This is a genomic window from Pantoea sp. SYBGC1, from assembly GCF_057197005.1.
Map to the genome: position 1 here is coordinate 1046202 of NZ_JBXUNM010000001.1, position 23745 is coordinate 1069946.

General features: G+C 57.8%; 20 protein-coding genes and 1 tRNA gene. 10 read left to right on the forward strand and 11 right to left on the reverse strand.

Going from position 1 to position 23745, the window contains the following annotated elements:
* Nucleotides 1-2 precede the first annotated feature (2 nt).
* The 3 genes from AC2CF9_RS04870 to yejF are packed head-to-tail and all read left to right on the forward strand — an operon-like array spanning nucleotide 3 to nucleotide 3691.
* Nucleotides 3-1088 (forward strand): microcin C ABC transporter permease YejB, encoded by a 1086-nt coding sequence (locus tag AC2CF9_RS04870; protein WP_484556374.1) that lies wholly within the window; start codon nucleotides 3-5, stop codon nucleotides 1086-1088.
* Nucleotides 1088-2110: an ABC transporter permease gene (locus tag AC2CF9_RS04875; RefSeq protein WP_484556375.1), complete on the forward strand. Its 1023-nt coding sequence runs from the start codon at nucleotides 1088-1090 to the stop codon at nucleotides 2108-2110. Before AC2CF9_RS04870 ends, AC2CF9_RS04875 begins: the two co-directional genes overlap by 1 nt.
* Nucleotides 2111-3691 (forward strand): microcin C ABC transporter ATP-binding protein YejF, encoded by a 1581-nt coding sequence (yejF, locus tag AC2CF9_RS04880; protein WP_484556376.1) that lies wholly within the window; start codon nucleotides 2111-2113, stop codon nucleotides 3689-3691. It abuts the gene before it with no gap.
* Between the two features lie 11 nt (nucleotides 3692-3702).
* Here yejF and AC2CF9_RS04885 read toward each other — a convergent pair whose 3' ends face one another.
* The 3 genes from AC2CF9_RS04885 to rsuA all read right to left on the reverse strand — a co-directional run bounded on the left by AC2CF9_RS04885 (nucleotide 3703) and on the right by rsuA (nucleotide 6482).
* A complete protein-coding gene (locus tag AC2CF9_RS04885) occupies nucleotides 3703-4029 on the reverse strand; it encodes a YejG family protein (RefSeq protein WP_484556377.1) in 327 nt (108 codons plus the stop codon).
* Between the two features lie 525 nt (nucleotides 4030-4554).
* Nucleotides 4555-5748, reverse strand: a complete 1194-nt coding sequence (locus AC2CF9_RS04890) for a Bcr/CflA family multidrug efflux MFS transporter (RefSeq protein ID WP_484556378.1) — start codon at nucleotides 5746-5748, stop codon at nucleotides 4555-4557.
* An 11-nt stretch (nucleotides 5749-5759) separates the two neighbouring features.
* Nucleotides 5760-6482, reverse strand: coding sequence for a 16S rRNA pseudouridine(516) synthase RsuA (gene rsuA, locus AC2CF9_RS04895; RefSeq protein ID WP_484556379.1), 723 nt, complete (start codon nucleotides 6480-6482; stop codon nucleotides 5760-5762).
* Between the two features lie 192 nt (nucleotides 6483-6674).
* Between rsuA and radD the strand changes: the two genes are divergently transcribed.
* Both radD and rplY read left to right on the forward strand, forming a co-directional pair.
* Complete coding sequence (gene radD, locus AC2CF9_RS04900; protein ID WP_150016511.1) at nucleotides 6675-8429, forward strand: DNA repair helicase RadD; 1755 nt, start codon at nucleotides 6675-6677, stop codon at nucleotides 8427-8429.
* A 130-nt stretch (nucleotides 8430-8559) separates the two neighbouring features.
* Nucleotides 8560-8844, forward strand: a complete 285-nt coding sequence (rplY, locus tag AC2CF9_RS04905; protein WP_150016636.1) for a 50S ribosomal protein L25 — start codon at nucleotides 8560-8562, stop codon at nucleotides 8842-8844.
* A gap of 56 nt (nucleotides 8845-8900) precedes the next feature.
* Here rplY and yejK read toward each other — a convergent pair whose 3' ends face one another.
* Nucleotides 8901-9905, reverse strand: coding sequence for a nucleoid-associated protein YejK (gene yejK, locus AC2CF9_RS04910; RefSeq protein ID WP_150016512.1), 1005 nt, complete (start codon nucleotides 9903-9905; stop codon nucleotides 8901-8903).
* 158 nt (nucleotides 9906-10063) lie between these two features.
* On the opposite strand from yejK, the gene AC2CF9_RS04915 reads away from it, so the two are divergent.
* The 4 genes from AC2CF9_RS04915 (at nucleotide 10064) to AC2CF9_RS04930 (ending at nucleotide 12645) form a co-directional block, all read left to right on the forward strand.
* Complete coding sequence (locus AC2CF9_RS04915) at nucleotides 10064-10291, forward strand: YejL family protein (protein ID WP_150016513.1); 228 nt, start codon at nucleotides 10064-10066, stop codon at nucleotides 10289-10291.
* 22 nt (nucleotides 10292-10313) lie between these two features.
* Nucleotides 10314-12065 carry an LPS biosynthesis-modulating metalloenzyme YejM gene (gene yejM / locus AC2CF9_RS04920; RefSeq protein ID WP_484556380.1) on the forward strand — a complete coding sequence of 584 codons (1752 nt, stop codon included), beginning with the start codon at nucleotides 10314-10316 and terminating at the stop codon, nucleotides 12063-12065.
* A gap of 72 nt (nucleotides 12066-12137) precedes the next feature.
* Nucleotides 12138-12214, forward strand: a tRNA-Pro gene (locus AC2CF9_RS04925).
* Between the two features lie 227 nt (nucleotides 12215-12441).
* A complete protein-coding gene (locus AC2CF9_RS04930) occupies nucleotides 12442-12645 on the forward strand; it encodes a hypothetical protein (protein ID WP_039385513.1) in 204 nt (67 codons plus the stop codon).
* 70 nt (nucleotides 12646-12715) lie between these two features.
* On the opposite strand, the gene AC2CF9_RS04935 is transcribed toward AC2CF9_RS04930, so the two are convergent.
* From AC2CF9_RS04935 to apbE, 3 genes are all read right to left on the reverse strand, one after another.
* Nucleotides 12716-14368, reverse strand: coding sequence for a multidrug ABC transporter permease/ATP-binding protein (locus AC2CF9_RS04935; RefSeq protein WP_484556381.1), 1653 nt, complete (start codon nucleotides 14366-14368; stop codon nucleotides 12716-12718).
* Nucleotides 14369-14455: 87 nt separating this feature from the next.
* Entirely contained in the window at nucleotides 14456-15097 is a 642-nt protein-coding gene (gene alkB / locus AC2CF9_RS04940; RefSeq protein ID WP_150016516.1) for a DNA oxidative demethylase AlkB, read from the reverse strand.
* A 12-nt stretch (nucleotides 15098-15109) separates the two neighbouring features.
* Entirely contained in the window at nucleotides 15110-16141 is a 1032-nt protein-coding gene (gene apbE / locus AC2CF9_RS04945; RefSeq protein ID WP_150016517.1) for an FAD:protein FMN transferase ApbE, read from the reverse strand.
* Nucleotides 16142-16538: 397 nt separating this feature from the next.
* Between apbE and AC2CF9_RS04950 the strand changes: the two genes are divergently transcribed.
* Entirely contained in the window at nucleotides 16539-16700 is a 162-nt protein-coding gene (locus AC2CF9_RS04950) for a hypothetical protein (RefSeq protein WP_190314886.1), read from the forward strand.
* Between the two features lie 104 nt (nucleotides 16701-16804).
* Here the strand turns inward: AC2CF9_RS04950 and ompC are convergent, their stop codons facing one another.
* The 4 genes from ompC to AC2CF9_RS04970 all read right to left on the reverse strand — a co-directional run bounded on the left by ompC (nucleotide 16805) and on the right by AC2CF9_RS04970 (nucleotide 23451).
* Nucleotides 16805-17908 carry a porin OmpC gene (gene ompC / locus AC2CF9_RS04955; protein ID WP_150016518.1) on the reverse strand — a complete coding sequence of 368 codons (1104 nt, stop codon included), beginning with the start codon at nucleotides 17906-17908 and terminating at the stop codon, nucleotides 16805-16807.
* A 449-nt stretch (nucleotides 17909-18357) separates the two neighbouring features.
* Entirely contained in the window at nucleotides 18358-19503 is a 1146-nt protein-coding gene (locus tag AC2CF9_RS04960) for a beta-barrel domain-containing protein (protein WP_484556382.1), read from the reverse strand.
* Nucleotides 19490-21622, reverse strand: coding sequence for a type I secretion system permease/ATPase (locus AC2CF9_RS04965; protein ID WP_484556383.1), 2133 nt, complete (start codon nucleotides 21620-21622; stop codon nucleotides 19490-19492). The genes AC2CF9_RS04960 and AC2CF9_RS04965 overlap by 14 nt, the downstream gene beginning before the upstream one ends.
* 53 nt (nucleotides 21623-21675) lie before the next feature.
* On the reverse strand, nucleotides 21676-23451 hold the full coding sequence (locus AC2CF9_RS04970) for an Ig-like domain-containing protein (protein ID WP_484556384.1): 1776 nt from the start codon (nucleotides 23449-23451) through the stop codon (nucleotides 21676-21678).
* Nucleotides 23452-23745 lie beyond the last annotated feature (294 nt).

Genomic DNA, 23745 nt, shown 5'->3' on the forward strand with positions numbered 1-23745 from the left:
GCTTGGGTGCTTATCTGCTGCGCAGAGTGTTGCTGGTGATCCCGACCCTCTGGGCGATTATCACGCTGAACTTTTTTATTGTGCAGGTAGCACCGGGTGGCCCGGTTGATCAGGCGCTGGCCACTATCCAGTTTGGCTATACCACCGGGCTGCCGGACAGCAGCGACAGCAGCGCGCACGGTGCGTCGCTGCGCGACAATCCGGGTGACAATCGGTATCGCGGTGCACGCGGCCTGGATCCGGAAGTGATTGCTGAGATCACCCGGCGGTACGGTTTTGATAAGCCGCTGCTGCAGCGCTACGGCGAGATGCTGTGGAACTATCTGCGCTTTGATTTTGGCGATAGCCTGTTTCGCAGCGCCCCGGTGCTGCAGCTGATCAAAGAGAGCCTGCCGGTTTCTGTCAGCCTGGGACTCTGGAGCACGCTGATTATCTATCTGGTCTCCATTCCGCTCGGGATCCGGAAAGCGGTGCATCACGGCAGCCGTTTCGACGGCCTGAGCAGCCTGCTGATTATTATTGGCTACGCTATTCCGGCCTTTATTTTTGCCATCATGCTGATCGTGCTGTTTGCCGGCGGCAGCTATTTCGACTGGTTTCCGCTGCGCGGTCTTACCTCTCCGCAGTTTGCCTCGCTGCCGTGGTATGGCAAACTCCTCGACTACTTCTGGCACATTGCGCTGCCGGTGCTGGCCACGGTCATCGGCGGATTTGCCACGCTTACCATGCTGACAAAAAATGCGTTTCTGGATGAAATCCGCAAACAGTATGTCATGACCGCGCGCGCCAAAGGCCTGGATGAAAAACGTATCCTGTATGGTCACGTGTTTCGTAACGCCATGCTGCTGGTGATCGCCGGCTTTCCGGCCACGTTCATCAGCCTGTTTTTTACCAGTTCAGTATTAATCGAAGTTATGTTTTCTCTGAATGGCCTCGGGCTGCTGGGCTATGATGCCACTATCCAGCGTGACTATCCGGTGATGTTTGGCACGCTCTACATCTTTACGCTGATTGGCCTGCTGATGAATATTGTGAGCGATTTAACCTGCACGCTGGTCGATCCGCGCATCGATTTTGAGGCACGCTGATGGCTCTCTCTGCGGTTCATCGCCAGCGCTGGCAGCGTTTCTGTCACAACCGCCGGGGTTACTGGTCGCTGTGGCTTTTTCTGCTGATTTTCCTGTTGTCACTGGCCGCTGAGCTGCTGGCGAATGAAAAACCGCTGCTGGTGCGCTACCAGCAGCGCTGGTATGTGCCGCTGCTGGTTGATTACAGCGAACAGGATTACGGCGGCGTATTTGCTACCGCCGCCGACTATCAGGATCCGTGGCTGCAGCAACGGATTGAGCAGCAGGGCTGGGCACTCTGGGCTCCGATTCGCTTTAGCGACAGCACAATTAACTTTGCGACCCGTTCGCCCTTCCCTTCGCCTCCGTCAGCACAAAACTGGCTCGGTACCGATGCCAGCGGAGGCGATGTGCTGGCGCGCCTGCTCTACGGCACCCGCGTCTCTCTGCTGTTTGGCCTGCTGCTGACGCTCTTCTCCAGCGTTATCGGTATTATTACCGGGGCGCTGCAGGGCTATTTTGGCGGCCGCATCGACTTAGCCGGCCAGCGGCTGATTGAAGTCTGGTCCGGCATGCCAACGCTGTTTATGCTGATCCTGCTTTCCAGCGTGATACAGCCCGGCTTCTGGTGGCTGCTGCTGCTGACGGTGCTGTCTGGCTGGATGAGTCTGGCCGGCGTGGTGCGGGCCGAGTTTCTGCGCACGCGTAATTTTGACTATGTGCGTGCCGCGCGTGCGCTTGGCGTCAGCGACAGCCGTATTATGCTGCGCCACATTCTGCCCAATGCGCTGGTAGCGACCCTGACCTATCTGCCCTTTATTCTGTGCGGTGCCATTACCACCCTGACCTCACTCGATTTTCTCGGCTTCGGGTTGCCGGTGGGCGCGCCTTCCCTGGGCGAGCTGCTGCTGCAGGGCAAAAATAATCTGCAGGCGCCGTGGCTCGGACTGTCCGGTTTTATTGCGCTGGCGCTACTGCTGTCGCTGCTGATTTTTATCGGCGAGGCGGTGCGCGATGCATTTGATCCGGCGCGGGGAGGCTGAATGGATCTGTTAACCATTAATCATCTTGCGGTGGCTTTTCAGCAACAGCAGGTCGTACATGATGTTTCACTGCGCCTTGAGGCGGGCGAGACGCTGGCGCTGGTCGGCGAGTCAGGCTGCGGGAAAAGCGTGACCGCTCAGTCGGTGATGCGCCTGCTGCCGCAGCCGGCGGTAAGTTATCCGCAGGGTGAAATTCTGTTTCAGGGTCAGGATCTGCTGCAGGCCAGCGAACGCACGCTGCGCGGCCTGCGCGGCAACCATATGGCGATGATTTTTCAGGAGCCGATGGTGTCGCTCAATCCGCTGCATACGATTGAAAAACAGCTGAGCGAAGTGCTGGCGCTGCACCGGGGCATGCGGCGTGAAGCTGCACGCGGCGAGATCGTTGCCTGCCTCGATCGCGTCGGTATCCGGCAGCCGGTGAGCCGCCTGCGCGATTTTCCTCATCAGCTCTCCGGAGGCGAGCGCCAGCGCGTGATGATCGCCATGGCGCTGCTGACGCAGCCGCAGCTGCTGATTGCCGATGAGCCCACCACGGCACTGGATGTGACCGTGCAGCAGCAGATTTTACAGCTGCTGCGCGAACTGCAGCGCGAGCTGAATATGGGCATGCTGTTTATTACCCATAATCTCGCTATCGTACGTCAGCTGGCACACAGCGTTACCGTGATGCGTGCCGGACGCGTGATAGAGCAAAATCGCTGCGCCGCGCTGTTCCGGCAGCCCCGGCACCCCTATACGCGCGAACTGCTTGCCGCTGAACCCACCGGTGAACCGGTACCGCTGAAAGCGACACCGCTGCTGCTTCAGGTCCGCAATCTGCAGGTAAGTTTTCCGCTGCGACGCGGCTGGTTCAGGCGTAAGACAGAGGAGAAGCAGGTACTTAAGCAGCTGAGTTTTTCGCTGCATCAGGGCGAGAGCCTGGGTCTGGTAGGTGAATCAGGCTCCGGCAAAAGCAGTACGGGGCTGGCTCTGCTGCGTCTGATCGCCGCACGCGGTGAGATCTGGTTTGCCGGCCAGCCGCTGCATCAGCTGACGGCCAGAGAGCTGCTGCCGCTGCGCCAGCGCATTCAGGTCGTTTTTCAGGATCCCCACTCCTCGCTCAATCCGCGCATGACGGTGCAGCAGATTATTGCTGAAGGTCTGGCGGTACACCGGCCGGAGCTTAGCGCAGCGCAGCAGGATGCCCGCGTTATTGCCGTTATGCAGGAAACCGGGCTCGATCCCGACAGCCGCAGCCGCTATCCGGCAGCTTTCTCCGGCGGGCAGCGGCAGCGTATTGCGATTGCGCGTGCGCTGATCCTTGAGCCACAGCTGCTGATACTTGATGAGCCGACCTCCTCACTGGATCGTCCGGTCCAGCAGCAGATCCTGACGCTGCTGCGACGCCTGCAGGCGGATCGTCAGCTGACCTATATTTTTATCAGTCATGATATGCAGGTAGTGCGCGCGCTCTGTCATCAGCTGGTGGTACTGCGGCAGGGAGAGGTCGTTGAACAGGGAGAAAGCGCGGTGCTGTTCACTGCGCCAGCGACAGCTTATACACGCCAGCTGCTGGCCTCGGCGCAAATGAGCAAATGAGGGGGCAGAGATCAGCGTCCGTTAAAATCTTCTGCAATGGCCACGCCCTGGTTTTTCAGGCAGCAGCTTGCGGCACTTTCGTTAATTCGCTGGATTAACAGGCAGGGATGCCCTTCACAACTGGCGATTTTGCACTCCACCTGAATCTGCGCCAGCGTTTCACGCAGCTGCTGCAGAATATCCAGCGCCAGCGCGCCTTCATGACTCAGTAATCTCAACGCAACCAGATCTTCATCGTTAATGCCGCTGGTGGTTTCCAGCAGTTCAATTTCGCCTATCTGATCTGCAGACCAGCGATAGAGCTGTGGCAGACGATGCACAACAGAGAGCTGCAGCATGGTGTTCCCCAAAGATGTTAATCCTGTTTCCGGCCTGAACCCTGTGCCCGCAGCCGGAAATCCCACCTCAAATCAAAAAACGGATGTCAGTGATGACCTTCGCGTTTTAAATACAAATCATAGAAAAAATACGTTATTTGCGAGCATTCTCGCAGTTAAGCCTATGTGTACCGCGATCGTCAAACGCAGACAACCAGTTTATACGCATTAGCGTTACTTTTTTGTCTAAAAATTTTCACATCACGGAAACATTAAGCATAACGAATAGCTGGCGTTTAGCGAGCCAGGTTCTCTTTTTTTGTCTGAGTGGGGGGTAAATATCCCCGGGCGCGTAATTACGCCAGGGCCGCATGAATACGCCAGGGCCGCATGAATGCGGCCCCTACAGGGGATAGGGCACCGCATATACGTAAGGGCCGCATAAATGCGGCCCTTACGGGGAGTAAAGCACCGCGTATACGCAGGGGCCGCATTTATGCGGCCCAGGGCGGTATGGAACACCGCATTTATGCGGCCCCTGCGGGATTAGATGGTTTTACGCGGGCGGGCAGCGTAGCTGAACAGGATAATGGAAAGGGTGGCGCACAGCGCGATGGTGGCCACCATTGGCCATGCGCTGTTCATACTGACCAGCGACAGCAGCGCGCCCACCAGGCCGCCGACGCCAAAGCGCAGCGTGCCTGCCAGCGACGAGGCGGTCCCCGCCATGTGCGGAAACTCATCGAGTACAATTGCCATGGCGTTAGAGGAGACAATAGAAACACAGCCGATAAACATCGCCACGCCCAGCACCAGCGGCAGAAAGCCGAGCTGCAGCGCGCTGACAATCAGCAGCCAGATTCCCATAGCAAACTGAATAGTCAGCCCCAGGCGAAACATCTTCAGCGGACCAAAACGGCGTACCGCGCGGCTGTTAACCAGCGTCATCACAAAAAGAAAGATGATATTGAGGCCGAAGTAGTAGCCAAAATCCTGCGGCGATACGTGGTTGACCTCGATATAAACAAAGGGACCAGCGTTGAGAAACGCAAATAATCCGGCAAACGAGAAGCCGCTGGCCAGCATATAGCCGAACACCCGCTTATGCCGTACCAGCGCCACAAAATTGCCCAGCATCGTACGCAGATGAAAGCGCTGACGCTGCTCCGGCTTCAGGGTCTCACGCACCTGCGTCACTACCAGCACGGTCGTTACCAGTGCCGCAATCGCCAGCGCCCAGAAAATAGCGTGCCAGCTCCAGATAAGCAGCAGCCAGCCGCCCAGCACCGGGGCCACCAGCGGCGCGATCGTGGTGATCAGCAACACAAAGGACATCATGCGCGAAAAGTCCTCTTTTGAATAACTGTCGCGCATCAGGGCGTTGATCACCACGCTGGCGGCGGCGGCAGAGAGACCGTGTAAAAAGCGCATCAGGATTAGCTGATCGATAGAGCCGGAGAGTGCGCAGGCGGCAGCGGCACAGGCGAAAATCAGCGTACCCAGCACGATGACCGGCTTGCGGCCATAGCTGTCCGCCAGCGGACCATACACCAGCTGCCCGATAGCGAACCCCAGGATGTAGAGGTTCAGCGTCATCTGCACGCTGCCTGCGGAGACGGCAAATTCGCGGGCAATCTGCGGCATGGCAGGCAGATACATATCAATGGAGAGCGGCATCAGCATCGCCAGCAATCCCAGAATCACCACTAATCCTGCCGGGGAGTTTTTCTCCTTGCGCACCTTGTACTCCGTTATTTGTGCTGTTTCAGTTCGTCTGGCAGACCGATGCTGTCAATCTCTTCGGGGGTCAGTTCGCGATACTCCCCCTCTTCCAGCGCTTCATCCAGCACAATCGAGCCGATACTTTCACGATGGAGCGCAACCACATGGTTCCCCATCGCGGCAAACATGCGCTTAACCTGATGATAGCGCCCTTCGCCGATTGTCAGTCGCGCCGCTTTTTCATCGAGAATCTCCAGCCGGGCTGGCCTGGTCAGCGTCTTCTCATTGTGCAGCTGGATACCGGCAGCAAACGTCTCCACCAGCGCCGGATCGAGCGGTGCCTCCACCTCAACCAGATAGGTTTTTTCTAAATGATGACGTGGTGAAGTGATGCGATGCGACCACTGGCCATCATCCGTCAGCAGCACCAGACCGGTGGTATCGATATCGAGTCGGCCAGCGGCGTGCAGCTTATAGGCTGAGGGCTCCTCGATAAAATAGAGGATAGTGGGATGATCGGGATCGTCTGTGGAGCAGACATAGCCCTGCGGCTTGTTCAGCATAAAGTAGCGTGGTCCCTGCTGTACCACCAGCGGGTTGCCATCGTAGGCAATATCATCTTCCGGCATCACTTTGTATGCGGTATCGCGCACAATTTCGCCATTAATGGTGATCTTTCTGGCGCGAATTTCGCGGCCAGCGATAGCACGGCTAACTTCCAGTTGCTGAGATATGAATTTGTCGAGTCGCATGAATTCGCTTTTGCCTGTTACTGCGGGGGAAAAACTGAAACGGTGCCTGTGCGCAGAATACGTCGGCCAGGGTAACCGTTAAAAAAGTGCGGGCAGTATAGCCTGAAGCTTTGACTGCTAATAGTGCCGATCCTGCGTTTCATCCGCTTACATGGCATAATACGCCTCTGATCCAGAAAAAAGTTTATGCTGATGGCCTTTACACTTCGTCCTTATCAACAGGAAGCGGTTGATGCAACCGTTGCCCACTTCCGGCGCCATACTACGCCGGCGATGATTGTGCTGCCCACCGGTGCCGGTAAGAGCCTGGTAATTGCTGAACTGGCGCGGCTGGCGCGTGGCCGGGTGCTGGTGCTGGCACACGTCAAAGAGCTGGTCGAGCAGAACCACAGCAAGTATCAGGCTTACGGGCTGGAAGCGGATATTTTTGCGGCCGGGCTGCAGCGCAGGCAGAGCGAGGGCAAAGTGGTATTTGGCAGCGTACAGTCCGTGGCGCGTAACCTTGACCGCTTCGACAGCGCATTTTCACTGGTAATTGTCGATGAGTGTCATCGCATCAGCGACAATGAGGAGAGCCAGTATCAGCAGCTCTTCAGCCACCTGCGCCAGCATAATCCACAGCTGCGCCTGCTGGGGCTGACCGCCACGCCGTTCCGGCTGGGCAAAGGCTGGATCTATCAATTCCACTATCACGGCATGGTACGCGGTGATGAAAAAGCGCTGTTTCGCGACTGCATCTACGAGCTGCCGCTACGCTACATGATCAAACACGGTTTTCTGGTGCCGCCGGAACGTCTTGATATGCCGGTGGTGCAGTATGACTTCAGCCGGCTGGTACCGCAGAACAGCGGCCTCTTCAGCGAAGTGGATCTTAACCGTGAGCTGAAACAGCAGCAGCGCGTCACGCCGCAGATTATCCGCCAGATCGTTGAGTTTGCCGAAGATCGGCGCGGCGTAATGATCTTCGCCGCCACGGTTGAACATGCGCGCGAAATCCTGTCGCTGCTGCCGGAGAACAGCGCGCTGGTCTCGGCAGAAACCGCGGTGAAAGAGCGTGACCGGCTGATTCAGCAGTTCAAAGCGCAGCAGCTGAAGTTTCTGGTTAACGTGGCGGTACTGACTACCGGCTTTGACGCACCGCACGTAGATCTGATCGCGATTCTGCGCCCGACTGAATCCGTCAGCCTCTATCAGCAGATAGTCGGACGCGGACTGCGCCTGGCTCCGGATAAACGCGACTGCCTGATCCTCGACTACGCCGGTAATCCGCACGATCTCTTTACGCCGGAAGTGGGTGCGCCAAAAGGCGCCAGTGACAACCAGCCGGTGCAGGTGTTCTGCCCTGCCTGCGGCTTTGCGAATACCTTCTGGGGAAAAGCCACCGAAGACGGGCATGTGATTGAACACTTTGGTCGCCGCTGTCAGGGGATCCTGGAGGATGATGAGGGCGGTCGTGAGCAGTGCGATTTCCGCTTTCGCTTTAAAAGCTGCCCTGACTGCGGCGCTGAAAATGATATCGCCGCACGGCGCTGCCAGCAGTGCGACAAAATTCTGGTCGACCCCGATGATATGCTGAAAGCGGCGCTGAAGCTGAAAGATGCGCGGGTGCTGCGCTGCAGCGGCATGACGCTGGCGCATGGCCGTGATGACAAGGGCGAATGGCTGAAAGCGACCTATTACGACGAAGATGGCAGCGACGTCAGCGAACGCTTCCGGCTGCAGACGCCCGCGCAGCGAAAAGCATTTGAGCAGCTGTTTATGCGCCCGCACCAGCGCGCGCCTGGCGTGGAGCTGGGCTGGCAGCAGGCGGCCGACGTGGTCGCGCTGCAGCCGCTGCTGCGGCATCCTGACTTTGTGGTGGCGCGTGCCCGGGGACAGTTCTGGCAGGTGCGGGAGAAAGTGTTTGATTACCAGGGGCGCTTCCGCCGCGCCAATGAGCTGCGCTAGATGGCAGAATCATTTGCCCCCCTGCCCCGATCCGGCTATAATCCCGCCCGCTTTTGCATCCGCATAAGCGTTTGAATAACCGTCCTGTTGCTGGGTCGCCTGTAGCAGGAATTATTGAAGAGAAATAATGATGTTCACTATCAACGCAGAAGTACGTAAAGAGCAGGGTAAGGGTGCGAGCCGCCGCCTGCGCACAGCTAACAAGTTCCCGGCTATCATCTATGGCGGAAATGAAGCTGCAGTTTCTATCGAACTGGATCACGACTTCGTGATGAACATGCAGGTTAAGCCTGAGTTCTACACCGATGTGCTGACACTGGTTGTTGACGGTAAAGAAACGAAAGTTAAAGTTCAGGCTGTTCAGCGTCACCCGTTCAAGCCAAAACTGCACCACATCGACTTCGTTCGCGCGTAATCGCAGACGAAATCGTGAAAAACGCCGCCTCTGCGGCGTTTTTTTATGCCTGCAATTTACTTCCCGCCGGTGCGGCGCTGCAGCTGATCGCGCAGGTTAGGCGGCGTGCCTTTGATGGTCAGGGTATCGGTTGCCGGATCCCAGAAGATACGCTCGCCAAGCAGCAGCGCGTCAAAATTAAGCGTTAATCCGCCACCGCTGCCGGAGAATTTTGTCAGCTGGCGCAGCGTGCTGCGGTCGGCCGGAAAGTGCTCCTCCAGCTCATAGCCCTGCTCCTGCGTAAACGCCTGAAAGCTTTTCTCCCCCAGCGGTGGCAGCTCCTGCGAGAGATCGTCCAGCGCAATCTCCTCCCCCGCCTGCAGCTGTTCGTTACAGTAGCTGTAGACCTGCTGACGGTAGTTCTGCCGCTCGTTCTTATCCAGATTTGACTCAGCGCAGTAATCATCGACCGCCTGCAGCAGGCCGCGGTTCTGCGCTTTAGTGTCGAGACCGACGCTGGCCCCGAGGAAATCCATGAAGAAGTCAGCCACTTTACGTCCGACGCGACCCCGCAGAAAGGTCAGATAGCGCGTTGACTCCGGGCTGGTTTCCCATTCGGTCAGATCGATACGCGCGACGATATCGGCGTGATTGATGTCAAGATAGTGCGTACTGCTGATATCCAGCTGTTCGTTCACGCGCATGCTCGACTGGCTGTTCAGCACCGCAACCAGCAGATACTCTACCGCCAGATAGCGGTAGTGCATAAACAGCACCACGCCACCGTCAGCAAACGGATATTTGCTCAGCTCGTCGCGCAGGCGTCCGGTGGCAGCCCGGCTGAATGCCAGGAAGTCATCCTGCCCGCGACGACAGTTGCGCAGCGCGTCGGCCAGCTCGCTCTCTTCATTAAACAGGCCATAGGCTTTGCTTTTGGCGCTGTACACGCGATGCAGCTCTTCGGCCATGCTGCTTACCGCCTGCGTCACCGGCAGCAGCGTATCACGCAGTACCAGCTCCAGCTGATTCTCGTCGCGTTTGATTAACTGATGCAGGGCAATCTGGTCAATATCCAGACTCATGATAGACTCTCCTTTAAACTCAGGCGCGTATTCAATCACTGCCCGCCGTCGCTTTCAACTGCGTACGCAAACCGATCGCTTTGCTTGCGATAAAAGTGCGGAAAAAATCGCATGGTTACGGTACTATACCGCCTTTTCACACTTGATTAGTCGACGATATGCCACAATCATCCCGTTATAGCGACGAGCGCGTTGAGCAGCTTCTCGCACAGCTGGCGCAGATTCTTGAAAAAGATAAAGCGCCTGTCGATCTTTCCCTGATGGTTCTGGGAAACATGGTCACCAATTTAATTAACACAGATATCGCACCAGCCCAGCGCCGTAGCCTGGCCCGGTCATTCGCGGAAGCGTTGCAGTCTTCCGTGCGCGATGATAACGCTCATTAATTTGCAGATCTGACTCCTATATATGGTAACCAACCGGCAGCGCTACCGTGAAAAAGTCTCCCAGATGATTAGCTGGGGGCACTGGTTCGCGCTGTTTAATATTCTGTTTGCGCTGGCTCTCGGCAGCCGCTACCTGTTGGTCGCTGACTGGCCCTCCTCGCTGGCGGGCCGGATTTACGCCTTTACCAGCTGGATTGGCCATTTCAGCTTTATCGTTTTTGCCGCCTATCTGCTGATTATTTTTCCGCTTACCTTTGTGGTGATGTCGCAGCGTCTGCTGCGTATACTCTCCGCCATTGTTGCCACCGCCGGGCTGACGCTCATCATGGTGGATGGCGCCGTGTTTAACCGCTTTCACCTGCACCTTAATCCGGTGGTCTGGGAGCTGGTGGTTAACCCCGATCAAAGCGAGATGGCGCGTGACTGGCAGCTGATGTTTATCAGCGTGCCGGGCATTTTTCTGGTGGAGATGCTGTTTGCCACCTGGAGCTGGCAGAAGCTGCGCAGTCTTAACCGGCGCTCATTTGGCAAGCCCCTCGCCGCGCTGTTTATCAGCGCCTTTTTTGCCAGCCATCTGCTCTATATCTGGGCCGATGCCAATTTCTATCGTCCTGTCACCATGCAGCGCGCCAATCTGCCGCTCTCCTATCCGATGACCGCGCGCCGCTTTCTGGAGCGTCACGGGCTGCTGGATGCGCAGGAGTATCAGCGCCGTCTGGTGCAGCAGGGCGATCCTGAAGCGCTGTCGGTCCAGTATCCGTTAAGCGATATCACCTTCCGTGACGGCGGAACAGGTCACAACCTGCTGGTGCTGACGATCGATGGCGTTAATAACGCCACGCTGGACAGCGCACTGCCGTCGCTGAAGCAGTTTGCTGCTGAGAATGTGCGCTTTACCCGGCACTACAGCGCCGGGGTGCAGCCTGAAAAAGGGGTGTTTGGCCTGTTTTACGGCATCTCTTCCAGCTATATGGATGGCGTGCTGGCATCGCGCACGCCGTCGGCGCTGCTGAACGCGCTGAACGCGCAGGGCTATCAGTTTGGCCTGTTCTCCTCTGATGGATTTAATCAGCCGCTCTACCGGCAGGCGCTGCTGGCGGACTATACGCTGCCGGAAGCGACCTCGCAGTCTAACAGCCAGACCGTCACGCAGTGGCAGAACTGGCTCAATGGTCAGAAAAGCAGCCGCTCTCCCTGGTTCTCCTGGGTCGCGCTGAACGGAATAAGCGCCAGCGGCGACAGCACGAAGGCGCGTCAGCGCAGCTATCTGCGCCAGGCGGGCAGCGTGGATGAGCAGATTGCTGCAGTACTGAGCACGCTGCAGCAGCGTGATTTGCTGAAAAACACGGTGGTGGTGATCACTGCCCAGCGTGCGGTGACCTTTAATAACAGTGATAACCCGGGCAACCGTGCGACGCTGCAGATCCCGCTGGTGGTGCACTGGCCCAATACGCCAGCACAGACTATCGATCGCCTGACCGATCAACAGGATGTGATGACAACGCTTATGCAGCGTCTGCTGCACGTGCGCACCAGCCCGGTCAGCTACTCGCAGGGTGAAGATCTGTTCGCCGCCCAGCGCAGCCATAACTGGGTAGCCAGCAGTGAAGATGGCAAACTGGTCATCACTACGCCATCGGTGACGCTAGTGCTGAATAACAGCGGCAGTTATACCGCGTGGGATGCCAGCGGTCGCGAGCTGAAAGATCATAAGCCGCAGCTGGCGCTGCTGCTGCAGGTGCTGACAGAAGAGAAGCGCTTCACGGCAAACTGATTAAATATGAGGCAGTTAACGCTGAGGCATCTTGCAATCGGCTGGGGAATCAGTAGTATGGTTTTCCACGTTCGGCACGTAGCGCAGCCTGGTAGCGCACTGTCATGGGGTGTCAGGGGTCGGAGGTTCAAATCCTCTCGTGCCGACCAAATTATCCCGAAGAAGCAGCCTTTATGGCTGCTTTTTTATTGCCTGTCGGGCGTACTATCGATGCGTGCCCTTTCCTCTCAAACTCTCATTTTTTCAGCCAGTTGTCCCTGCAACTGAGCGCGATCACATTTTGCGCCTGCCCTGGCGTGCTTTCATCAAAACGCAACAAAAGTGTCATGAAGATCCCCTACTCTGATGCTCTCTTTTATTTGATGGGAAATCGATTATGGTCATCAAAGCAAAAAGCCTGCAGGATGCAGAGGAGCTGCTGCATTCAGGCATCAGCAAAGTAGAGCTGGCCTATGATATCGGCAGCGACGACTTCTTTCGTCTGGCGACCCACTGGTGCGATCGTGGTGCCCGCATCACCCGCGGCCATCAGCACTTTGTTGTCCAGCTGAAAAGCTTTGCCATCCCGCCCAACCACTGACGCTGCCGCGTCCCGCCTGTGACCCATGACCGGCTCCCTGGCCGGTTATGAGGAGTGTTACCCGCTGACGTTAACGACCGGTATCCGTTCGCTCCACCGCATCGAGCGTGGCCAGATCGCGCTCGCGACCGCTGAGTTCCACCAGCTGTCCGTTGCGCATCTCCAGCAGACGATCGGCGTGGGTAAAGTAGTGATCGTCATGACTGATAGCAAACACCGTTTTGCCTGACGCCTGCAGCCAGGGCAGCAGCTCGCGGTAGAATATCCGGCGGAAATGAGGATCCTGGTCGGCTGCCCATTCATCCAGCAGCAAAATATCCCGCTCTTCCGCGGCCGCCAGCAGCAGCGCCAGGCGCTTGCTCTGCCCTTTCGACAGCTGCAGATTCAGCACCCGGTTGCCATCCAGCTGCAGTTTCTCACTCATTTTCAGCCGCTCCAGCCAGCGCTGAACCAGGGCCGGATCGGCCGGCTCGCCGCCGTGGCCAATCAGGCGGTCAAACAGATGCACATCGGTAAATACCGCTGAAAAGTGCTGTCGCCACAGATCGGTTTGCTGACTGCTTATCTCTTTACCATCCAGCAGCAGGCTGCCGGCGTGCGGCTGATAGAGGCCGGTCAGCAGCATCGCCAGCGTGGATTTTCCGCTGCCGTTGCCGCCAATAAGAAACAGCAGTTCACCACGTCGCAGCGTCAGATTGATCGGCCCCACCGCAAAGCCCTGTTCGCCATAGTGAAAGCAGACGTCGCGCAGCTCCAGCGTCTGCCATGCGCTGGCCGGTGCCGGGGCGCTGAAGGCAGGCTTATAAGGTGCCAGATCGAAGCGATTGAGTTTGCGAAACGCGACCTGAGCGCTGAGCAGCGTAGGCAGCGCGCCGACGGCTGAGATCAGCGGCGTGCGCAGGAACAGCAGCGTCAGCGAATAGGTGGCCGCCACCGCCGTGTTGGCCCAGCCGAGACCGTTTGCCATAAAGAACACGATACCGATGCCGCCCAGCATCATGATGTTAGACCAGTTAACGGCGCTGAGATGGAAGGTGTCGGCGCGCACAATATGATGGCGATAGCGACCCGCATTCGCCTGGTAAACCGTGTCGTAGATAAGACGCGCCCGATCGCGGTTAAGCTGCAGCTCTTTGCGGCCCTCGATAATGGTCTGGAAATCGCGATAGAGATCATCTTCGATATCGCGCAGCTTTGCCATATGCTGGTAGACGCGCGAAACCAGCAGCCAGCCGCCCACCAGCGTGATCGCCAGCCACAGCATAGTGACCAGCAGCATTTCCGGCGAGAGCCAGGCAAGGTAAATCGCCGATCCCAGCGTGATGATAATGCCCTGAATCAGCTCCGGCAGCCGGACAAAAGCGATGGTAATGGCCCGCACGTCGCTGGTCAGCCCGGCCAGCAGCTGTGCGCTGCCCAGCTGTTCAATGCGCTCAACGTTAGTATCGAGGATACGCTTGATGAATTCGCCCCGCAGTCGCCAGACAAAATGGTGCCCCAGCTGCGTCAGCGCCAGCTGCGAAGCGAGCGTGACTGCCATCAGCAGAAACAGCTGACCGAGAAATGCCGGCAGCACCGTTGCATCGCTATTAATCGCCACAATCAGCTCATTGTTAATATAAGCGATCAGGCCAATACCGAGTGCGGCACTCAGCAGGGTAAGAAAAAGAACGCCGGTAAACGGCCAGCAGTACTGACGAAAAACCACCTGAAGCAATGCCATCAATCTGTTCCAAAGGTCAAAAAAATGCTGCCTGCAGTTTAATGACCCATCAGATGATAGCAAGAATAATTCTCATTCCCTGTTGCGTCAGTGCGCCCGGCGGAAGGTCAGATTGTAGCGAACGGCCCCCGCCGCGGGATGCACGCCGGGTTTAAGCGGCAGAATACCGTGATAGCGCAGCCGCGATGGTCCGCCCCACACCACGATATCACCATGCTCCAGCAGCACGCGCCGGGTGGCATCACCGCGCGCAAAACCGCCAAACTGGAATACCGCCGGCAGACCCAGCGAAACGGAAACGATCGGCTGATGCAGATCGCGCTCATCTTTGTCCTGATGCAGCGACATTTTTGCCCCCGGCGCATAGCGGTTAATCAGGCAGGCGTCTGGCGTAAAGTGACTGAAACCCGCTTCCTGCGCGCACTGCTGCGCCAGCTGACGAAACAGCGGCGGCATCGCGGGCCAGCGCTGGCCAGTGCTGACATCCTGTTCGCTGTAGCGATAGCCGCGCGCGTCGCTGAACCAGCCAACATCGCCGCAGTTAGTCATCGCCACGGACATACGATAGCCTCCCGGCGTGATGCGGTGGGTAAACGGATGCTGCGCCGCAACGGTTTCAATCGCAGCCAGTAGCGCAGGTGCATCATCGCGGGCGCGGCGGCGCAGAATGACCGCGCCTTCTGCCAGCGGCTCCTGCCACGGCGCTTCATCGCTAAACAGATCCAGCATTATGGCCTCCGGTTACGATTTATCGATAAGAAATGCTTTGAAGCCGGGCGACATCCAGTGGCTGAAACTGTCACCCTCTTTGGTGATCAGATAAACGGCCAGGTGCTCTTTCAGCGCCAGCGCTTTTGCGCGCCCGGTCCCCAGCACCATCAGGCCGGTATCCCAGCCATCCGCCTCCAGCGCCGTGGTGGCAATCACCGTAGCAGAAACCAGTTTATGCTGAATGGGCCGTCCGGTTGCAGGATCGATGACGTGTGAAATGCGTTTCCCGTCCAGTTCATAATAGTTGCGATAGCTGCCGGAGGTGCTGATGCCGTGCCCCTGCAGGTCAACGCGCGCCTCAACCGCGTTTTCGCGATCGGTGGGTTTCTGCACCGCCACCCGCCACGGCTGCTGGCTGGCATTGCGACCCCGGCTGAGCACGGCTCCGCCGACCGACACCAGATAGTTAGTTATTCCCTGCTGCTCCATCAGCCGCGCCAGATGATCGGTAGCGTAGCCCTCGCCCATGGTTGAGAGATCCACATACAGACCCGGCAGATCTTTCTGCAGCCACTGCCCGCTTACGCTCTGGATCACCCGCAGATGCGAGAGGCCGGTTTCAGCTTTAGCCGCCGCGATTGCTGCTTCGTCAGGCTGATGCGCCGGCTGTCCGTCGGGTCCAAACCCCCATAAGTTCACCAGCCTGCCTGCCGTGATATCCATGGCGCCTGCGGTTTTGGCGCCAATGCGCAGTGAGAGAGCCACGATATCTGCCATATCTGCGCTAACGGGCTTCGGCTCTGTACCCTGATACTGGTTGAAGCGCGACAGCACTGAGGTGGTTTTCCAGGTAGAGAGTTCACCGTCATCACGATCGAGCTGCTGCTGAATCGCCTGCTGCAGCTCGCCTTTACGCTGCGGGTCAACGCCGGCGAGCGTGACCCGCCACACGGTGCCCATGGTTTTGCCCTGCAGAACCAGGGGTTCATGTTGCGGTGCGCGGTCGCAGCCCGTCAGCCCGGCTACGATCAGAGTAGTCAGAAAAATATTCCGGAAATGCATCGATTCCTCATCTGTTACACGGAAATACAGCGTATTACAAAGCATAAACTGCGGGTAATTTACGCTAAATCTCATTGAATTAACGCCTGCCATGCTGCAGGCTTTACTTCCAGACATCCCCTTTAAGGAGCACAGATGATGTATGTATTAATCGCCGCTTTCTCCGCCGCGCTGTTCCTGTACGGCAGCTATCGCAGCTGGCAGCACGCACGCCAGCGTTCACTGGAGAGCTACAGCGCACGTCGACGTTAAGCACTGCACCATTATTACCCACTCTGCACCGCTTCAGGGCTGACGCAGTGTAACAAACCCCGCCGGGGGCGTGTGACGCTGAGAGCGGCAGCATGGCATAAATGCTGCATTGTTGAGAGCAGGTTTATTCTCAGCGAGGTGCAGCATGGCGATATCAAAAACGCAGAGTGAAAAGTGGCAGCGGTGGCTGAGCTTTTCTGCTTTCACCCTGGCAGGTATTGCGCTGGAGGGCAGCCAGCCGGCCGCGGCAGTGCAGGCTGAACCTCGTCCGGCGGCAAAAGCCCGGCGCTGGCGCAGTGTGCAGTAGTTCAGATGCTGTGCCTGCCTGAGGCGGGTGCTGCAGATAAGAAGCGAATATTACCGACTGAAAAGAGAGGTGGCGCGCAGCCCGCCGGGCCGCGCGCCAGAGGCTCAGAACTGGTAAACCAGACCCAGCGCCACAATATCATCGGTGTTGATACCGGTATTGTTGGTAAAGTTGTTGTCATCCAGCAGATTGATCTGGTAATCCACATAGGTCGACATGTTTTTATTGAAGTAATAGGTCGCGCCCACGTCGATATATTTCTTCAGGTTCTGGCTGCCATAACCTTCAATATCTTTACCGCGTGAATTGACGTAAGCCAGTGACGGACGCAGGCCGAAGTCAAACTGATACTGCGCGACCACTTCCCAGTTGTCCGCTTTGTTTGCATAACCGAAAGCGTCAGAATCCACTGAGCCAAAACGCGTCGCATTGTACGAACGGGTATACATCGCAGCTAAATAGACATTGTTTGCGTCATATTTCAGGCCGCCGGTGTAGGCTTCCGCTTTATCGCCCTGCCCCAGCACACCTGCAGCATTCTGGTTATTGGTGCGATCGGACTGGAACATGGCGCCGCCCAGTGCCAGACCATTACCCAAATCATAGGTGGTGCTCAGGCCCCAGCCGTCACCGTTTTCGCCCAGCACATCACGGCCAGAAGTGGATTCGGTCGGGTTATCATTTTTGCCCTGGTACTGAACGGCCACGTTCCAGCCATCCACCAGACCAAAGAAATTATTATTGCGGTAGGTTGCCATGCCGTTGCCGCGCTGGAACATAAAGTTGTCCGCGCCATAGGTATCGCCACCAAACTCCGGCAGAACGTCAGTCCATGCGCCAATATCATACGCAATGCCATAGTTGCGACCGTAATCGAAAGAGCCAGCGTCACCAAAACGCAGACCGGCAAAGCCGACGCGGGTATAGCTGTTTTTAGTGCCTTCGCTTTCAGCGGTGTTCAGCGCGGCCTGGTATTCCCACTGACCGTAACCCGTCAGCTGATCGGTCACCTGAGTTTCACCTTTAAAACCAAAGCGCAGGTAAGACTGGTCACCGTCTGAGCCATCGTTGTCAGAGAAGTAGTGCAGACCATCTACTTTGCCGTAGAGGTCGAGTTTGTTGCCATCTTTATTATAGATCTCGGCTGCGCTTGCTGAACCCGCCACCAGCAGCGCCGGGATCATCAGGGAGAGAACGCGACGATTCATTTATTTACCCTCGGTTATGTGCCTTTATAGTTATGCCACTGCAAACTGAATGTTAAAAAATTCAGCCGGCAATTCATTGTTGTTTTATAGCGGGCAATAATCTATCACGAAAATGATACTAAATTTCCGAAAGTGTTTCATTTGATTACAAATTTATTGCCAGATGTAAATATCGCGGAACTAATAATCAGCACATATAGATAAAAAATAAAGCACGAATAAACAAACCGGATTAAATTACTTTGCATTCAAATAGATACATTAATTCAATGCCGCACTGAATGATAAAACTTTGTTGCTGTCAGCCTCTACAATTATCCACGCTATCATCATTTATTTTATTATTATCTTCATTCATCCCGAATGAGTGTTTTACCCTGATTCCCGCCGGACATATTTGTCCGGCATTTTTTTATCTGCGCTATTTTCCCGCCAATATAATAACGCATTCAGCGCTCACGCAGCGCTTCAGCCGCTTTATTCAGCGGCTTAAGCAGATAATCCAGCACCGATTTTTGCCCGGTTTTTATCTCCACATCTGCCAGCATACCCGGCAGCACAGGAAAGCGCTGACCGCGCCGGCTGGTAAGCGTCGCCGTCTGTGTCCGCACATAGACCCGAAAATAGGGCGGCTCGCGCAGGTCGCTATCCTGCAGCGTATCCGGAGAAACGCTCTCGACGATGCCCGGCAGATCGCCATAAATAGCGGTATCGTACGCGGTGATTTTAACCGTTGCGGGCAACCCGGCCCGGATCCAGGCGATATCGCGTGGCGCAATGCGTGTCTCGATCAGCAACCGATCCTCCAGCGGGACAATCTCCATCAGTTTACCGCCCGGCTCTACCACACCGCCCGGCGTGGTGATAGCGATGGCTTTGACGATGCCATACACCGGTGAGAGCAGCGCGGTGCGCGTCAGCTGATCTTCTCTGCCTGCCGCAACCTGCAGCTGCGCATCCAGTTCTGCGCTGTTTTTGACCTGCTCCTCATGCGTTCGCACAGCGTAGTCATTATGCACCTCGTCGATTTTTCCCTGCAGGTCGCTGACCTGGCGCCGCAGCCGGAGCGCTTCAACTTTACCCGCCGCACCGCGCGCCACCAGCGGTTCAGTCAGATTGAGTTCTGCCTCTACCAGCTTCAGCGACTGCTGAAGGTTTTGCAGCGTTGTCGTCAGGTTTTGCCGGCGCGACTCATAGAGCTGAGTTTCACGGGCGACCAGCTGCGGGTAACGGCGAATATCCGCGCTGAACTGCAGAGGACGATCGCTGAGCTCAGCATCCAGCCGCTCTGCCGTCGCCCGCAGTGTCCGTACCCTGGCGCTCGCCTCACCGTAGCTGGACTGATAGCGGGCGGGATCGAGCGTCGCCAGCAGCTCACCCTTACGGACAATATCGCCTTCGTGTACGCTGAGCTGTTTGAGGATCCCGCCATCCAGATTATTGATAATCTGCGCCCGGCTGGAGGGCGTGACTTTGCCGCTGCCTGTTGTCACCTCATCCAGCACGGCAACGCGCGCCCAGATCAGCAGCAGCAATAGCGTGAGCGCGCAAAGCCAGATAATGCGCGACGCCGCCGCCTCGTTATCTGTGCTCATCTGCCACCTCCGGCCGTAAAGCGCTACGCTGCAGAATGGCATCGCGCGGGCCATCAGCCACAATCTCGCCGTTCTTCATCACAATGATGCGATCGACCAGCCCCAGCAGCGCCGGACGATGGGTGACCAGCACCAGGGTACGCCCCGGCAGCCACTGCGCCAGCTGACGGATTACCTGCGCCTCCAGCGGTTCATCAAGCGCTGCCGTCGGCTCATCCAGCAGCACAATCTGTGGCTGACGCAACACCATTCTGCTGAGCAGAATCATCTGCCGCTGGCCACCAGAGAGCCCGCGCCCGCCTTCATGAATGAGGCGGTCAAGCGCAGCGGCATCCTGCTGCAGCAGCGATAACGCACCGCTTATGCGCAGCGCCTGCAGCATCTCCTGTTCAGTGGCGTGCGGATTGCCAAGCAGCAGGTTCTGCCGCAGCGTACCGAAAAAGAGGCGCGAATCCTGCGACAGCCAGCCGAGCTGCCGCCGCAAATCAGCCGGATCGAGCTGCTGCATGCTGACGCCATCGATTATGATACGTCCGCTGCCGGGCAGCGCCTGCCCGGCCAGGATTTTCAGCAGGGTCGATTTACCGGCTCCCGCGCCGCCGACAATCGCGATGCGCTCACCGGGACGGATTGTCAGGCTCCCGATAGCAACCGCACGCAGGCTGCTTTCATCATAGTGATAGCGCACCTGCTGCAGCTCATAGTGTCCGCGGAGCACCGCCGCATAAGCCGGCACGCCACTCTGCGGCTGATCAACCGGCTTTTTAAGCAGTTCATTGAGTCCGTTCATGGCGCTGCGCGCATGCTGCCAGCGCGAAAATACCAGCGTCAGCTGCATCAGGGGAGCGAGCGTACGCGCGGAGAGCAGGCTGCTGGCCACCAGCGTACCGGTAGTGATCTGATTGTTCAGGATCAGATAGACCCCGGCGACCAGCATCCCCGCGTAGGTCAGCTGCTGCACGCTGCCCGCCCAGCCGGTAAGCCGCGCGCCCCAAAGCCGCTGCTGGCTGGCGAGCGTGGCGCTGACGTCGTGCGTCTGTTCCCACTGCCGCTGGAACCCGGCCTCGGCCTGCAGCGCCTTGATATCCTCGACTCCTTCCAGCGTCTCCACCAGCAGCGCCTGCCGCAGAGCACTTTCACGCTGCCCCTCCTTAGCCAGCCGCGCCATCGGGATCTGTACCAGCAGCCCCGGGATCACGATCAGCGGGATCGCCAGCAGCGGCACCAGCACCAGCCAGCCGCCAATCGCGGATAAAATCACCAGAAACAGCACCACAAAAGGGATATCCGCTGCGGCACTTACCGTCGTAGAGGTCAGTAATTCGCGTACCTGCTCAACCTCACGCAGCTGAGCAATGAAAGCTCCGGTGGAGCGCGGCCGCGCCTCATTGCGGATGCGCAGCGCGCGGGCAAAGAGTTGTGCAGAGAGGGCCAGATCGATCCGCTTTCCCATGCCGTCAGCCACCCGGGTCCGCGCCAGCCGGATCAGATATTCCATCAGCGCCGCCAGCATCACTCCGCCAAACAGCACCCATAGCGTGGGTTGTGATTGGGCCGGTATCACCCGATCGTACACCTGCATTGAGAACAGGATCCCCGCCAGCGCCAGCATATTGCTGACCAGCGAGGCGAGACTGATTTCCACCAGGCGTCGCTTCATTGGCCGGAAATGCTGCCATAACCAGTGTGGCTGCCAGGGACGGACAAACTCATCCATGCGCGCATCGCGTGCGCGGGTCGCTGGCGTAATGACGCCCACTTCCGGCTGCGCCTGTGCCAGCAGGTCACTCAGCGGAGCTGAGCGCAGGCCGTCACCGCCTGCACTCAGCCAGTAATGCACTCTTCCCTCGTCATCTGCCGCTTCTGCAAGCGCCAGCGTGCCGTCGTTAAGGCGCAGCAGCAGCGGCATTACGGCCTGCCGCCAGCGCAGCTTGCGGGCGCTGACAAACTGCAGCGTCAGCCCCATATGCTGCGCCAGGTCTGTCAGCTGCGCCTGCGGTGACGCCGCGGCCAGCCACTGAAGCTGCAGGCGACGGCGATCGATGGCGATCCCCAGCGCGGCCGCAGCCCGGTTCAGCGCGGCAATCGCTTCGTCGCGCGTATGCAAGGGTGAACGCATCCCTGGGTCGCCTTTCAGAAAAGAGTGATTGTGCTGCGTGTGTCGCAGATAATTTATACCAGCGCCGCTACCGGCTGCTGCTGCAGATGATCGGCCAGCGTCCAGGCAGCGTCGCTGCTGCCATAGTGGTGGTCTGGCTCACTGCCCGCCGCGGCGGCATCCGGTATGGCCTCTCCGGCACCATAGTGCGCCAGCAGAGAATCGATGGTGGTCGCGCTGAAATCTGTGCTGCCGGCGTCCTCCACCGTTACCGTCCGGACGGCGCTGGCCAGATTGCCCGCTTTATCCTGCGCGCTGACGCTCATCTGATAGCTGCCCGGCTCCAGCGTTGCCAGCTGACCCGCCAGAATGGTCAGCGACCACTCTCCGCTCTCATCCACTGCGGCGCTGTAGTGCCGATCGCCCAGCGTGACGGTGACCAGGCTTCCCTGCGTCAGATGGTCAGAGCTGCCCTGGATAAGGTGCCAGTGATCCATGTCGCCGGACGCGATGACGCCATCGCCAAACGGCTGCTGCAGGGTCAGCGACGGCAGCTGGTGAATCGCCACGGTGAACAGATCGCTGAGCGTCTGGCTGTCGTGATTACCGTAGCTGTCCCAGCGTTCGGCCATAGCGCTGACCGGTCCATCCGGCAGCGCCTGCAGGTCGGCCACGCTGAGCGTTACCATGCCATCGACTGGCGTATAGGCCTTACCGTTAAGCGTAAGCTGGTTCACACCCTCCAGATAAAAGCTCAGCGGCTGCTGCGCTTCCTGTGCGTTAAGGAAGGTATCGCCGCCGATATTCATTTCACAGTAGATCTCCGGCAACGTCGTCACGACATTCAGCCCCAGCGTGGTGTCGGTGCTGTTGCCGGCGGCGTCGAGCGCGTAGACGCGGACTTCACCGAGCGAAATAAAGTTGCTGACCTCGCTGGCAGGAACGATCGCCTGCCAGTGGCCCTGCGCATCAATCGCGGCGTGATAGACTTTATCCCCGACGCAGAGCTCCAGTTTCTGGCCCGGAGCCAGCGCCGAGAGCGTACCGCTCAGCGTCAGGTCCTGCTGGCTCTCAGCAAAGTTGATAACGTTATCAGCGGTAACGCTGTCAAAACTGATATGCGGCAGGCTTTCCGGATGGGTTATCAGCGTCAGCTCATGCTGAACCGTGCTGGTTTTGCCATTCGGATCGCGGGCGCTGACCTGCAGCTGATAAACGCCATCCGGCAGCGCGTGCAGATCCTCCGGCGTAAACGTTGCCTGCCATGCGCCGTGCTCATCAACGAGAGCAGTGGTGCTTTTATTTCCCAGCGTCAGCGTGACATGGCTGTTAAGCGGCATATGCGTAACCTGCCCGCTCACCTCCACGCCGTAAATCCCTTCCGCTACGCTAATCGCGTTATCACCACTCACGGGCGCCACGCTGATCTCCGGACGGAGCGTTTTATCCACATAGACGCCAAACCCTACTTCGGTGGCGGTACTGTTACCCGCTTTATCGGTAATGGTCAGCGTCAGGCTGTGGTTGCCATCCGCGACACCCTGTAATACCGAAGGGGGCATGGTTGCATGCCAGTAGCCCCAGTGGTTGACCGTGCTGTGCCAGCTTTCTCCATTAAAGCTGAGTGTGACCGTTGCGCCTGGCTCCTGCTCCGCGCGTCCGCGCAGATGAATGGCGCGGTTGCTCTCCCAGGCAGCGATAACGCCATCCTGCGCCAGCGGCTCATAGGGGTGTAGCGCGGCCGGTGGCGTGGTATCGCGGCGCTGCTGGCTGGCTATTATCGGGCCGACACGCTCAGTGCCAGAGGTAAATAACGATGCGAAAGATGAAGTGGACTGACCTGAAAACATAGGTAACCTCGTTACAGAGTATGCATTGCACCAGTGATTACCTGTATTAATGTTTCAGGCAGATCGGTGCGCCATACAGGCCATAACAGTATGGCCCGTTTCACCTGATGAAAACGGGTTACCCGCAGGTAACAAGGTTAAAGGTATGACGTTAAATGCGCGCTCCCGGCCGGGCTGGCGCGCGTGGCGATCTTGCTATAAGCGGCCCCTTTAGCGGTGACCTGCTTCATCTTAGCGCGCTTTACCCGCTGCTGTCTGGTGGCAAAAATCCGGAAATCGCCGTAAAGCGCGCAA

What these genes read in the sequence shown, in the direction of transcription:
- AC2CF9_RS04970 (WP_484556384.1), bottom strand. Translation starts at nt 23,451, where the DNA reads ATGTTTTCAGGTCAGTCCACTTCATCTTTCGCATCGTTATTTACCTCT.
- ompC (WP_150016518.1), bottom strand. Translation starts at nt 17,908, where the DNA reads ATGAATCGTCGCGTTCTCTCCCTGATGATCCCGGCGCTGCTGGTGGCG.
- AC2CF9_RS04950 (WP_190314886.1), top strand. Translation starts at nt 16,539, where the DNA reads ATGGCGATATCAAAAACGCAGAGTGAAAAGTGGCAGCGGTGGCTGAGC.
- AC2CF9_RS04875 (WP_484556375.1), top strand. Translation starts at nt 1,088, where the DNA reads ATGGCTCTCTCTGCGGTTCATCGCCAGCGCTGGCAGCGTTTCTGTCAC.
- alkB (WP_150016516.1), bottom strand. Translation starts at nt 15,097, where the DNA reads ATGCTGGATCTGTTTAGCGATGAAGCGCCGTGGCAGGAGCCGCTGGCA.
- AC2CF9_RS04960 (WP_484556382.1), bottom strand. Translation starts at nt 19,503, where the DNA reads ATGAGCACAGATAACGAGGCGGCGGCGTCGCGCATTATCTGGCTTTGC.
- yejK (WP_150016512.1), bottom strand. Translation starts at nt 9,905, where the DNA reads ATGAGTCTGGATATTGACCAGATTGCCCTGCATCAGTTAATCAAACGC.
- AC2CF9_RS04965 (WP_484556383.1), bottom strand. Translation starts at nt 21,622, where the DNA reads ATGCGTTCACCCTTGCATACGCGCGACGAAGCGATTGCCGCGCTGAAC.
- radD (WP_150016511.1), top strand. Translation starts at nt 6,675, where the DNA reads ATGGCCTTTACACTTCGTCCTTATCAACAGGAAGCGGTTGATGCAACC.
- AC2CF9_RS04885 (WP_484556377.1), bottom strand. Translation starts at nt 4,029, where the DNA reads ATGCTGCAGCTCTCTGTTGTGCATCGTCTGCCACAGCTCTATCGCTGG.
- yejF (WP_484556376.1), top strand. Translation starts at nt 2,111, where the DNA reads ATGGATCTGTTAACCATTAATCATCTTGCGGTGGCTTTTCAGCAACAG.
- rsuA (WP_484556379.1), bottom strand. Translation starts at nt 6,482, where the DNA reads ATGCGACTCGACAAATTCATATCTCAGCAACTGGAAGTTAGCCGTGCT.
- yejM (WP_484556380.1), top strand. Translation starts at nt 10,314, where the DNA reads ATGGTAACCAACCGGCAGCGCTACCGTGAAAAAGTCTCCCAGATGATT.
- AC2CF9_RS04935 (WP_484556381.1), bottom strand. Translation starts at nt 14,368, where the DNA reads ATGGCATTGCTTCAGGTGGTTTTTCGTCAGTACTGCTGGCCGTTTACC.
- AC2CF9_RS04915 (WP_150016513.1), top strand. Translation starts at nt 10,064, where the DNA reads ATGCCACAATCATCCCGTTATAGCGACGAGCGCGTTGAGCAGCTTCTC.
- apbE (WP_150016517.1), bottom strand. Translation starts at nt 16,141, where the DNA reads ATGCATTTCCGGAATATTTTTCTGACTACTCTGATCGTAGCCGGGCTG.
- rplY (WP_150016636.1), top strand. Translation starts at nt 8,560, where the DNA reads ATGTTCACTATCAACGCAGAAGTACGTAAAGAGCAGGGTAAGGGTGCG.
- AC2CF9_RS04930 (WP_039385513.1), top strand. Translation starts at nt 12,442, where the DNA reads ATGGTCATCAAAGCAAAAAGCCTGCAGGATGCAGAGGAGCTGCTGCAT.